General features: G+C 66.8%; 13 protein-coding genes. 6 read left to right on the top strand and 7 right to left on the bottom strand.

Annotated features, from left to right (window positions below):
* Positions 1 to 14: 14 nt before the first annotated feature.
* The gene (locus tag EU513_RS04615; RefSeq protein ID WP_129624699.1) at positions 15 to 404 is read right to left on the bottom strand and encodes a hypothetical protein; all 390 of its coding nucleotides are present in this window, start codon (positions 402 to 404) and stop codon (positions 15 to 17) included.
* Between the two features lie 58 nt (positions 405 to 462).
* Between EU513_RS04615 and EU513_RS15735 the strand changes: the two genes are divergently transcribed.
* The 5 genes from EU513_RS15735 to EU513_RS04595 all read left to right on the top strand — a co-directional run bounded on the left by EU513_RS15735 (position 463) and on the right by EU513_RS04595 (position 5,128).
* Positions 463 to 630: a hypothetical protein gene (locus tag EU513_RS15735; RefSeq protein WP_168990144.1), complete on the top strand. Its 168-nt coding sequence runs from the start codon at positions 463 to 465 to the stop codon at positions 628 to 630.
* A gap of 321 nt (positions 631 to 951) precedes the next feature.
* The gene (dnaK, locus tag EU513_RS04610) at positions 952 to 2,841 is read left to right on the top strand and encodes a molecular chaperone DnaK (RefSeq protein WP_129624698.1); all 1,890 of its coding nucleotides are present in this window, start codon (positions 952 to 954) and stop codon (positions 2,839 to 2,841) included.
* Complete coding sequence (gene grpE, locus EU513_RS04605) at positions 2,838 to 3,614, top strand: nucleotide exchange factor GrpE (protein WP_239700921.1); 777 nt, start codon at positions 2,838 to 2,840, stop codon at positions 3,612 to 3,614. Before dnaK ends, grpE begins: the two co-directional genes overlap by 4 nt.
* A 78-nt stretch (positions 3,615 to 3,692) precedes the next feature.
* Positions 3,693 to 4,688, top strand: coding sequence for a DnaJ C-terminal domain-containing protein (locus EU513_RS04600; RefSeq protein WP_129624697.1), 996 nt, complete (start codon positions 3,693 to 3,695; stop codon positions 4,686 to 4,688).
* Positions 4,688 to 5,128, top strand: a complete 441-nt coding sequence (locus EU513_RS04595) for a heat shock protein transcriptional repressor HspR (RefSeq protein WP_129624696.1) — start codon at positions 4,688 to 4,690, stop codon at positions 5,126 to 5,128. The genes EU513_RS04600 and EU513_RS04595 overlap by 1 nt, the downstream gene beginning before the upstream one ends.
* Before the next feature lie 40 nt (positions 5,129 to 5,168).
* On the opposite strand, the gene EU513_RS04590 is transcribed toward EU513_RS04595, so the two are convergent.
* From EU513_RS04590 to EU513_RS04570, 5 genes are all read right to left on the bottom strand, one after another.
* On the bottom strand, positions 5,169 to 6,911 hold the full coding sequence (locus tag EU513_RS04590) for a pyruvate dehydrogenase (RefSeq protein ID WP_129624695.1): 1,743 nt from the start codon (positions 6,909 to 6,911) through the stop codon (positions 5,169 to 5,171).
* Positions 6,912 to 6,993: 82 nt separating this feature from the next.
* Entirely contained in the window at positions 6,994 to 8,217 is a 1,224-nt protein-coding gene (gene rocD, locus EU513_RS04585; protein WP_129624694.1) for an ornithine--oxo-acid transaminase, read from the bottom strand.
* Complete coding sequence (locus EU513_RS04580) at positions 8,214 to 8,393, bottom strand: hypothetical protein (RefSeq protein WP_129624693.1); 180 nt, start codon at positions 8,391 to 8,393, stop codon at positions 8,214 to 8,216. Before EU513_RS04580 ends, rocD begins: the two co-directional genes overlap by 4 nt.
* A 61-nt stretch (positions 8,394 to 8,454) precedes the next feature.
* Positions 8,455 to 8,925, bottom strand: coding sequence for an SRPBCC family protein (locus tag EU513_RS04575; protein WP_129624692.1), 471 nt, complete (start codon positions 8,923 to 8,925; stop codon positions 8,455 to 8,457).
* A gap of 52 nt (positions 8,926 to 8,977) precedes the next feature.
* Positions 8,978 to 9,811, bottom strand: a complete 834-nt coding sequence (locus EU513_RS04570; RefSeq protein WP_129624691.1) for an SGNH/GDSL hydrolase family protein — start codon at positions 9,809 to 9,811, stop codon at positions 8,978 to 8,980.
* Between the two features lie 121 nt (positions 9,812 to 9,932).
* Between EU513_RS04570 and EU513_RS04565 the strand changes: the two genes are divergently transcribed.
* A complete protein-coding gene (locus tag EU513_RS04565; RefSeq protein WP_129624690.1) occupies positions 9,933 to 10,220 on the top strand; it encodes a hypothetical protein in 288 nt (95 codons plus the stop codon).
* Here EU513_RS04565 and EU513_RS04560 read toward each other — a convergent pair.
* The gene (locus EU513_RS04560; RefSeq protein WP_129624689.1) at positions 10,208 to 11,878 is read right to left on the bottom strand and encodes a TerD family protein; all 1,671 of its coding nucleotides are present in this window, start codon (positions 11,876 to 11,878) and stop codon (positions 10,208 to 10,210) included. The two genes, EU513_RS04565 and EU513_RS04560, sit on opposite strands and share 13 nt — an antisense overlap.
* Positions 11,879 to 11,885: the final 7 nt, after the last annotated feature.

The raw sequence follows: 11,885 nt of genomic DNA, 5'->3' as shown, positions 1-11,885 counted from the left end.
CCGCGCCCCGATCCTCAGGCCCAGGTGACCTTGCCTTCGCCGACCTTCTTCTGGGCTTCGGTGGTCTGGGTCAGACCCGGAATGCGCTTGCCCTTCTCCGGGGAGGCGAGGATCGCCCAGTTGGTGCCCCCGACGTACGACACCGGCTTGCCCTTGGCCCAGCGCACCTTGATCTCCGCCAGGGCCGGCCCGATCTGCCCGGCCTTCTCCGTTCGCATGACGGTGTACTCGATGTCGCCCGCGGTGCAGTCGTACCCGGTCTTGACGCCCTTCGCCAGCAGCCAGCTGCTCTTCGGCGGCACCGCGCGCTCGCGTGCACAACCCAGCTTCGTCGCGAACGCTTCGATGGCGGCGTCGTCGAGCAGCGCGCCATCGGTGGACGTCGGTGAACTGGTCTCACTCACCGTTGGGCTCGAAGTTTCCGAACTGGTCGGGCTCGAGGTCTCGGGGCCGGAGGTGTCAGTGCTCGACTCAGTGCTCGACTCAGTGCTCGACTCGGAACTGCTCGTCGGCTCCGCTGTACCGGTGGTCGTCGCCCCGGAATTCGTGGCGCTGCTGACCGTCACACCGGAGTCCGAACCGCAGCCCGCCAGCAGTGTCGTGGCAGCAACCGCGCTGAGAAGGGCGTAACCAGGCTTCATGGGGTCCCCCGGGGGTCCGGACCGGAATGTCGAGCGCTGACAGCGTACGTCGTCCCGGTCGTGCATTGTTGCTGGTGCGCCGGTCCGCGATCGCGAACCGCGAAGTGGACGGCGCCGCGGCAGGTCTGGTTCCACCTCGAAGGCCGACAGCAAACCGACCAGAAAACTTTTGTCGGGTCGGGAATGATGGACGCGCCCAGGAGGTTGAGTCCATCAGACGCAAGTTTCCAGGGTCTCGACTTGACAATGTTTCGACACCCGGAGTTGAGTCGCCTGTAGTCCTGAACCCCACAACAAGGAGAACATCACCATGGCTCGTGCGGTAGGTATTGACCTCGGCACCACCAACTCGGCCGTTGCCGTCCTTGAGGGCAACGATCCGGAAATCATCGCGAACGCTGAGGGCGGCCGCACCACGCCGTCCGTCGTGGCTTTCGCCAAGAACGGCGACGTCCTCGTCGGCGAGATCGCCAAGCGACAGGCGGTCACCAACGTCGACCGCACCATCCGTTCGGTCAAGCGCCACATGGGCACCGACTGGACCACCGACGAGATCGACGGCAAGAAGTACACGCCGCAGGAGATCTCCGCGCGCATTCTGATGAAGCTCAAGCGGGACGCCGAGTCCTACCTCGGCGAGAAGGTCACTGACGCGGTCATCACCGTCCCGGCGTACTTCGACGACGCCGAGCGTCAGGCCACCAAGGAGGCCGGCGAGATCGCAGGCCTCAACGTCCTGCGCATCGTCAACGAGCCCACCGCGGCCGCACTGGCATACGGCCTGGACAAGGGCAAGGAGGACGAGCTCATCCTGGTCTTCGACCTGGGTGGCGGCACCTTCGACGTCTCGCTGCTCGAGGTCGGCAAGGACCCCGAGGACGGCTTCAGCACCATCCAGGTGCGCGCCACCAGCGGTGACAACAAGCTCGGTGGTGACGACTGGGACCAGCGCATCGTCGAGCACCTGCTCACCACGGTGAAGAACCAGACCGGTGTCGACCTGTCCAAGGACAAGATCGCCATGCAGCGTCTTCGCGACGCCGCCGAGCAGGCCAAGAAGGAACTGTCGTCGTCGACGTCCACCAACCTGTCGCTGCAGTACCTGAGCATGGGTGAAAACGGTCCGATCCACCTGGACGAGACCATCACCCGCGCGCAGTTCGAGCAGATGACCAAGGACCTCCTGGAGCGCACCAAGACCCCGTTCCAGAACGTCATCAAGGACGCCGGCATCTCGGTCGGCGACATCGACCACGTAGTGCTCGTGGGTGGTTCCACCCGCATGCCCGCAGTCGCCGAGGTCGTCAAGGAACTCACCGGCAAGGAGCCCAACAAGGGCGTCAACCCGGACGAGGTCGTCGCCGTCGGTGCTGCCCTGCAGGCCGGTGTGCTGAAGGGTGAGCGCAAGGACGTGCTGCTCATCGACGTCACCCCGCTGAGCCTGGGTATCGAGACCAAGGGTGGTCTGTTCACCAAGCTCATCGAGCGCAACTCCGCGATCCCGACCAAGCGCACCGAGGTGTTCTCGACGGCCGAGGACAACCAGCCGTCCGTCGATATCCAGGTGTTCCAGGGTGAGCGCGAAGTGGCCAAGATGAACAAGCCGCTCGGCAACTTCGAACTCTCCGGCATCGCACCCGCCCCGCGTGGTGTGCCGCAGATCGAGGTCACCTTCGACATCGACGCCAACGGCATCGTGCACGTGTCCGCCAAGGACCGCGGCACGGGCAAGGAAGCCTCGATCCAGATCACCGGTGGATCCGCCCTCCCCAAGGAGGACATCGACCGCATGATCAAGGACGCCGAGGAGCACGCCGCCGAGGACGCCAAGCGGCGCGAGGCCACCGAGGCGCGCAACACCGCCGAGCAGCTCGTGTACTCGACGGAGAAGTTCCTCGCCGACAACGGTGACAAGATCCTGGCCGATACCAAGACCGAGGTCGAGACCGCGACCAACGACCTGAAGGACGCGCTCAAGGACGAGAACACCTCCCCGGAGGACATCGCGGCCAAGAGCAAGACCCTCTCGGACGTCTCGCAGAAGATGGGCGCGGCGATGTACGCGTCCGAGAGCGCCGAAGGTGCGCCCTCGGGTGACGCCTCCACCGCAGGTGCCGCGGACGACTCCGCCCAGACCGCCGGTGACGACGACGTCGTCGACGCCGAGGTCGTGGACGACGACGAGTCGGACAAGAAGTGACCGACGATCAGGTGGGCTCCTCGCAGGAGGAGCCCACCGGGCCGGTCGTCCGGGACAAGCGCCGTATCGACCCCGAGACGGGCGAGCTGCGCGGCGCACACCCCGCAGACCATGAGAAGGAGGACGCCGTGAGCGACGACAACAGCGCTGACAAGAGTGCCGAGAAGGGCTCCGAGAAGGGTTCGGGCAACGACGAGTTCGACCGGATCGTCGAGGCGGAAGGCGGCGACAGCGCGTTCGGTGGGGCGGTCGGCGACGACCTGCCCAATACCGAAGCGATCAACGACGACCCGCAGCAGACAACCGGTTCGAGCGCCGGTCCGAGCGACGACGTCCACCCGGACGCCGCGCTCGCCGCCGAGCGGTTGGCAGACCTGCAGCGACTGCAGGCCGAGTACGTCAACTACAAACGGCGCGTCGACCGCGACCGCGAGATGGCGCACAGCGCCACCCTCGCCGGATTCGTGGAGTCGCTGTTGCCGGTGTTGGACGAGATCCACTACGCGCGCCAGCACGGCGACCTCGAGGAGGGTTCGCCGTTCGCCAAGATCGCCGCCAAGCTCGATGCGATCCTGGGTCGCTACGGCCTGGCCAGCTTCGGTGAGGTGGGCGACGCGTTCGACCCGATGCACCACGAGGCCCTGATGCACATCGAGGCCGAGGTGCCCGAGGGCAGCGAAGGCACCACCGTCGTTCAGGTGATGCAGCCCGGTTACAAGGTGGGCGAGCGTGTCGTGCGCCCGGCCCGCGTGGCGGTCGCAGACCCTCAGTGATGCAGTTCCCCGTCGTGGGCCACGCGGACGGGAAACAGATCGGAACCGTGGCCCACGACGAAGGACCAAGGAGAAAGCATGGCGAGCCAGGACTGGCTGGAGAAGGACTTTTACAAGATCCTCGGGGTGCCCCAGGACGCGTCCGAGGCCGACATCAAGAAGGCCTACCGCAAATTGGCCCGGCAGTACCACCCGGACAAGAACCCGGGCGACACGGTCGCCGAGCAGAAGTTCAAGGACGTCGGGGAGGCCAACTCCGTCCTCGGCGACAAGGACAAGCGCGCCGAGTACGACCAGTTGCGCGCGATGGTCGGCGGGGGAGCTCGCTTCACCGCAGGCGGTGGAGGGGGTGGCGCCGGAGCAGCCGGCTTTGAGGACCTCTTCGGTTCGATGTTCGGTGGCGGCGGTGCCGGTCCGGCCGGCGGCTTCTCCACCGGTGGCGGACAGACCTTCAACCTGGACGACATCCTCGGCCAGTTCGGTGGTGGCGCAGGGGGATTCGGCGGCAACGGCGGATTCAGCCAAGCGCCCCCGAAGGGCCGCGACGTCCGTGCTCAGACCACCTTGTCGTTTCGTTCCGCGGCTGAGGGCGAGACCGTCTCGCTGCAGTCGGCCGACGGTTCGACGATCAAGACCCGTATCCCCGCGGGCGTGAAGGACGGACAGACGATCCGGCTGCGGGGCAAGGGGCAGCCCGGCCCCGGCGGTGCCGGCGACCTGCTGCTGGAAGTGCACGTGCAGCCGCACCCGGTGTTCGGCCGGGACGGCAACGACATCACCGTCGACCTGCCGGTCACCTTCGCCGAGGCGACCTTGGGCGCCACGGTCGCGGTGCCGACCCTCGACGGTTCGACCGTCAAGGTCAAGATCGCTCCCGGAACGCAGTCCGGTCAGGTGCTGCGGATCAAGGGCCGAGGCATCCAGGCCAAGTCCGGCGCGGGCAACCTGCTCGCGAAGGTGCACGTGGTGGTGTCGACCGATCTGTCGGACGACGACAAGAAGACGCTCGCCGAGATCGCCGACAAACGGGGCGGTGACCCGCGCGCCGACCTGATGGCGAAGGCGCGTCAGTGATGAACCGCTCGCCCATACCCGACATGGGCGCCCCGGTGTATGTGATCTCGGTGGCGGCCGAGCTGGCCGGAATGCACGCTCAAACGTTGCGTCAGTACGACCGGCTCGGCATCGTCACCCCGTCGCGCACCCGGGGTGGCGGACGCCGTTACAGCGCCCGCGACATCGAGATGTTGCGGGAGGTGCAGCGCCTGTCCCAGGAGGAAGGCGTCAGCCTGGCCGGCATCGCCCGGATCATGGAGCTCGAGGCACAGGTCGACACCCTCCGCGCCAGGGTCCACGAACTTCAGGATCAGCTCCAATACGCTTCGGCGGCAAGAGTTTTCGCCGCTGCGCCGGGCGGTCAGATCGTCGCACTGCGGCCGGGCGAACGTGCCCGTCGCCGGGCCCCGGGCACGTCCTTGGTGGTTTGGCGCCCCAGCGCTGATCTACACCCGTAATCAAGGAAACCGGTCGCAATTGCGACCGGTTTCCTTGTCGTCAGCGGGGCAGGTTGCGCAGGTTGGACCGCGCCATCGACACCGCTTCTCCCGCGCCGCCGTTGAACACGATCTTGCTCATCGCCGTGGCGAATCCGAAGATCTGCGTGCCGGTCACCTTGGGCGGGATCGACAACGCGTTCGGGTCGGTCACGACGTCCACCAGTGCCGGCCCGTCGTGCGCCAGCGCTTCCCGGTACGCCTTCTCCAAGTGCTTCGGGTCCTCCACGCGAATCGACTTCCAGCCCATGGCTGCTGCGATCGCGGCGTAGTTGACCTCGGGCACGTCGACGCCGAAGTCGGGCAACTTGTCGACCAGCATCTCCAGCTTCACCATGCCCAGGGTCGAGTTGTTGAACACCACGACATTGATCGGCAGGTCGTAGGCCGCCGCGGTGAGCATCTCGCCCAGCAGCATGCCGAGGCCACCGTCACCTGACATCGAGATCACCTGCCGGTCGCGCTGGGCGAACTGTGCGCCGATGGCCTGCGGCAGCGCGTTCGCCATCGATCCGTGCAGAAACGAGCCGATGAGGCGGCGCGAGCCGAGCGGGTTGATGTACCGAGCGCTCCACACGTTGCACATGCCGGTGTCGGCGGTGAACACCGCGTTGTCCGCCGCGACCTGGTCCAGGACGGACGCCGCGTACTCGGGGTGGATCGGCTTCTTCTTCTCCACCTTGCGCGTGTAGGCGCCTACTGCTTTGTCCATGAGCCCGTCGTGACGCTTGAGGGTCTTCTCCAGGAACTTGCGGCTCTTCTTACGCTGCACCAACGGGATCAGCGCGCGCAGGGTCGTACCCACGTCACCGTGCACCGGAATGTCCACGGAGGTGCGTCGGCCGATCACGGCGGCATCGCGGTCGACCTGGGCCGTGGTGACGTCGGGTAGGAACTGGTCGTAAGGGAAGTCGGTGCCGAGCATGATCAGCAGGTCGGCGTCCTCCATCCCGGCCGCCGCAGCGCCGTAACCGAGCAAGCCGGTCATGCCCACGTCGTACGGGTTGTCGTACTGGATGAGCTCCTTGCCACGCAGTGAGTGCCCGACGGGTGCACCGATGAGGTCGGCGAGCTCGACGACGGCGTCGTGTTCGCCGGCGATGCCATGCCCGACGAAGAGAGCGACCTTGTCGGAGGCGTTGATGGCGTCGGCGAGCCGTTGCATGACCGCCGCCGGGGGAGTGAGGACTCCGCGCTCGACCGGAACATAGCGGGGCGCTTCTGCCGTCGCTTCCTCGTCGGCGACATCGCCGGGCAAGGTGATGACCGCGACGCCCGGCTCGGCCACCGCGTGCCTGATCGCGGACGCCACCACGCGGGGGGCCTGGGTCGGGGTGGAGATGAGCTCGGAGTAGACCGAGCACTCGTTGAAGATGCGGTCGGGGTGCGTCTCCTGAAAGTACCCCTGGCCGATCTGGGAGCTCGGGATGTGGCTCGCGATCGCGATCACCGGCGCGCCCGAACGATTCGCGTCGTACAGGCCGTTGATCAGGTGCAGGTTGCCCGGACCGCACGAGCCGGCGCACGCGACGAGTTCACCGGTGACCTGGGCATCGGCGCCGGCTGCGAACGCAGCGGCTTCCTCGTGGCGCACGTGGACCCAGTCGATCCCACCTTTCGCCGAGCCGCCGGTACGGCGCACGGCGTCGACCACCGGGTTGAGACTGTCGCCGACGATGCCGTAGATGCGGCGGACGCCGGCGTCCTGAAGTTGAGCGACGAGCTGATCAGCAACGGTTGTCATGCGTCCAGTCAACGCTGATCCGGCGGGGTTGTGCAGCTTGCGGCCTGTTCGGTGTGCCACGTCGGCGCACTCGGCTTACAGCTCATCGAATCGCGTCGGCCAGTGACTCGGAGATGGAGTCGGCGATGAGATCGATGTCCGACTCGGACGCCACGAGCGGGGGAGCGATACGCACGGTCGAGCCGTGGGTGTCCTTGACCAGGACACCGCGGTGCATCAGCGCGACACTCAGGTCGCGTCCGCTCATCACGTTCGGGTCGAGGTCGAGGCCGGCCCACAGTCCACGGCTGCGGACGGTGACCACCGCGTCCCCGAGGCCGTTGAGACGTTCGGTGAGGCGTGCACCCAATCGGCTTGCGGCGTCCTGGAATTCGCCGGTGCCGAGCATCGCGACGACCTCGCGTCCTACCGCCGCCGCCAACGGATTGCCGCCGAACGTCGAACCGTGGCTGCCCGGAGTGATGACGTCGAGCACGTCGTGGTTCGCGGCAATCGCAGAGACCGGCAGGATGCCGCCGCCGAGCGCCTTGCCGAGCACGACGATGTCGGGCACGACGTTCTCGTGTTCGACGGCCAGCGTGCGACCGGTCCGTGCCAGACCCGACTGGATCTCGTCGGCGATGAACAGCATGCTGTGCTGCGTGCAGAGTTCACGCACCCGGCCGAGGAAGCCGGCCTGCGGGATCACGACGCCACCCTCGCCCTGGATCGGCTCGATGAGCACGGCGATCGTCTCGTCGTTGATCGCGGCTTCGAGCGCCTCGGCGTCGCCGTAGGGAACAACCACGAATCCCGGTGTGAACGGCCCGAATCCGGCGCGCGCCTCCTCGTCCGTCGAGAACGAGACGATCGTGGTGGTGCGGCCGTGGAAGTTGCCTTCCATGACGATGATCTGCCCGCGTTCGGCCGGGATGCCCTTCACCTCGTGGCCCCAACGTCGTGCCACCTTCAGGGCCGTCTCGACGGCCTCGGCGCCGGTGTTCATCGGCAGGATGACCTCCTTGCCGACGAGGTCACCGAGTTCGGCGGCGAACTCTCCGAGCTGGTCGTTGTAGAACGCGCGGCTGGTCAGGGTCAGCTTGCGCAGCTGGGTCTCGGCGGCGGCGATCAGCTGCGGGTGGCCGTGGCCGAAGTTGAGCGCGGAGTAGCCGGCGAGGCAGTCGAGGTACCGGTTGCCGTCGACGTCGGTCACCCAGGCGCCCTCACCGTGGGCGAGGACGACGGGCAGCGGGTGGTAATTGTGCGCGGCGCGCGACTCGGTGAGGTCGACGTGGTGCTGCGTGCTGGAAGCGGTGGATGCGCTCATGTGGTGACTCCTTCTTCGACAGTATTCACGGTAGGTGCTTCCTGGCGTCCGTGGCTCTTGGCGTACCAACAGGCCACGATTGCGCCGGCGACGGCGGCCATCGCAAGCACTGCCCAGGCCAGGCCGGCGTGGAACTGCCAGAGCGCGAGCGCACCGAGCTTGCTGCCCGCGAGCACACCACGAGGGTTCCGCGACGTTGCCGCGGAACCCTCGTAGAACGTTGTGCCCGAGAGGAACTCAGACCAGTTCGGACAGGCGCTGCAGGCTGTGCTCCAGCTTGTCCTTCTCGACCAGCGGGAAACTGATCTTCTTCAGCAAGTCCTTGTCGGTGACCTTGCTCCAGTCGTAGGTGAGCGTCACCTCGGTCTCGTGCTGGCCCTTCGGCTCCAGTTCCCAGACCCACTCCCAGCCCTTGGGCTCGGTGCCGGCGGGGGCGGTCTGCCATGCCACGAGGCGGTCGTGGGCATAGCCGGTGACGTGGTTGTCGGTCTTGTACTCACCGCCCATGTGATCGCCTTCCATGTTCATGGTGAACACCTGGCCGTTGGCGGTGATCCGGTCGCCCTGGTCCTCGCTGCGCACGAAGCCGGAGCCGTCGAACTCGGGGTGGCGCTTGGGGTTGCTGATGATGTCGAAGATGGCGTCGGCCGGAGCCTCGATGGTTCGGCTGACGACGATCTTGTTCTGTTCTGCCTTGTGGTTGCTCATGTCTCCACTCTGCCTTCCGGACGGCCGTCGTACGGCTGTCCGGCTCGATCGATCAGGCCGTGGCGCCGACGTGCTCGTGCACCCAGACGGCGTCGCCCGCGCGGGAGCGCGCCAGCCGCTTCATGCCGTCGGACGGGTGGACGAGCTCGGGCCACTTCGGGGTGAGCGAATCTCCCTCCCTGACGCCGCTGAGTCGTCGGCGCAACAGCGGCAACACCTCGTGGCGCACCCACGCGCTCTCGGTACGCACCGCCTGTCGCCACGGCCGCGGCTCCCATGGACCCAGTTGCGGCAACTTCAACGTGTGCGGGACGCCGAGTGTCTTGAGCACCTCGGCGGCGAGCACCTTGTGTCCGGCGCCCGACATGTGGATGCGGTCGGGTGCCCACATGCGCCGATCGCGGAACTCCGAGAGGCGGGTGTGGTCGACCAGGATGGCGTTGTACGACACGGAAAGATCGCGAACCACATTGTTGTAGAAGGAGATCCGGCGGCGGAAGGGTTCGAGTACGCGGCTGCTGGTGGTGTCGAACGTGGTGAACAGCACAACGTCGGGGACGGCGTGTGTCAGTTCGCGTAACGCTGCTTCGTAGCGTTCCATCACCGAGTTCATGTCGACCCGGATCGACAGAATGTCGTTGCCACCGGCGTAGAAGGAGGCGACCGTGGGTTCGAGCGCGATGGCGTCCTGCAACTGCTCCTGCACGATCTCGTCGAGCAGTTTGCTGCGGATCGCCAGGTTCGCGTACTTCCACCGGTCGTCGGCCCGTCCCAGTTGCCGGGCCATGCGGTCGGCCCATCCTCGAACCCCGTTGGGATACAACAGGTTCGGATCGCCCACACCTTCGGTGAAGGAGTCCCCGATCGCCACGAAACGTCCAGTCATCGAGGGGCACGGTAAGTGGTTCGGGCGACGGGTCCGCGACGAGCGAGTGACCTGCGAGCGAACATTCGTGCGTGCGGTGCGCCCTTTTGTTCGGCGAGGATCGCGGTGGCAGGGTGGGCGCGTGACCGAGTACCTGCTGGTGTTCCCCGAACGCGACGACGCCGACGAAGTGGCCGAAGAGCTGCGCGACGAAGAATTCGACGAGGTTCGCGTCGTCCGTGAGGCGCTGGCCGGAGAGGACGATTCGGAGGACCACGACTGGGCGGTCTACGTCCGGGTCGACACCATCGACGACCCGACCTCGGCCGTCGCCAACGCGCTGGTCGCCCGGTTCGAGGAGATGACCGCAGACCGCGACGGTTGGCTCGACGACGACGTGACCGGCAAGGGCTGGACTCAGGACCGCTGACCGGACGAGGTGATCCGGGCCGCCACGGAGCGGGCACTCGCCGTCGCCTCGGGATCGAAGCACCACGCAACACCGGTGTCGTCCAACAGGTTCGGTTCCGGACCGTCCTGCAGCCACAGCGCCGAACGCAGTATCTCCTCCATCGCGCTGCCTTTCGTCGGTGGCTCGGCCGCGGCATCGAACTGGGTCAGCACGACGAACTGGACGTCGAGCGCGAAACCCCACGGCAGACACTCGGCGATGCGCCGTTGGATCTGCTCGTCGTACCCGTGCGGCCAGTGCGCCAGCACCACCAGGTGACGGGCGTCGTCCCGGACGTCATCCAGCGCGTCGGGGATCCGGGACTCGACGGCCATCCGTGCCAGATCGACGCGGTGCGCGAGTTGATCGACGAACGAAACCAACTCGGCGGGCGAGCGATGGCGAGTGACGTCGTCGGTGATGCCCGGACCGAACTGTCCGAGTGACGACGACAGCGATCCGTCGAGGTCGACCAGCTGGACGTCGAACCCGCCGGGCGGGGTGAGTGCCATCATCCGGGCGATGAGTCCGTGCACCCACGCGGCTCCTACCGGTGGGCGGTTCGGATCGTCCGACCACATCAGTGCACGTGCGGCCCAGGTGTGCGGCATCGGCAGGTTGAGCGAGGGTCCTTGAGGTGGGTACAGCGAGCCGAGGCGGATGACGGACGCTGTGTGATCGTTGCGGTCGATCGCGCGGTTCGTGGGCGAGTGCGTCCCTGCGGCCAGCGTCTCCCAGTCCAGGGAATCCAGACGCGCGAGGGGGAGGGGCATCGCGAACTCCTCGGCGACGAGTTCGCTATGCAGAGCCTCGGCCTCCTGTGCGTACCGTTCCTCGGCACGGGACACGAGTTCGGCACACTCCTGCTCGACGGACGCCGGCACCCCGGCTGTACCGACTGCACCGCGTGCGTTCTCCTGCGCGGCGAGCATCTTGTCGGCGGCGTAGGCGAGTGCGGTCTGATGTGCGCGCCGGGCCTGACTGATGTCGTGGCGCAGGCTCCGGATCGCTCGCAACGCCCCGGCCACCGTGTCGTCGTCCGGTCCGGCGAACACCTGAGTGGGGTTGCCGTGGGCCGGGGGTTGAGTTGACGTCGGTAGAGGAATCGCAGGTGGTGTAACCGGCGGCGCTGCTGCTTCGATCGGGGCATCAGGTGTCTCGACGTCGATCCCGTGTGCTTGGAGTGCGGCGGGCAGTCCGTCGCGCCAGCCCTGCCCGACGGCGCGCACCTTCCACGCATCGTTGCGGCGATAAACCTCGAGCCCGATCAGGCAGCGTTCGCCGTCCAATCGAGTTGGTTCGTAACGTACTTCGCTCGATTCTCCGTGGGCCGAGACCTGGACGACACCGTCGGCGAGCGGCGGCTGGTCGTCGTCGACACTCACCAGCAGCCGGACCACCTGGATCTCAGCAGACAGGTGAGCGGTCTCGATGTGGACGGTCTGCGCGTCTTGCGCATCGGCCGTCCACTTCACACCGGTCGTGTGCGGTGCGTTGTAGAACACGAAGTCCTGCTCGTCCCGCACCTTCGCATCACTACCGAGCAGCAACGCCGACAGGTCGGCCCGCCCGTGTAGCCGGACGGTCACCCGCGTTTCGGGCCACGGGTGGTTCTGTCCGCTGACGAGTTCGGTCACGGCGTTC

The organism is Yimella sp. RIT 621 (genome assembly GCF_004146205.1).
GTDB lineage: Bacteria > Actinomycetota > Actinomycetes > Actinomycetales > Dermatophilaceae > Yimella > Yimella lutea.
This window is presented reverse-complemented; position numbering and strand designations above follow the sequence as displayed.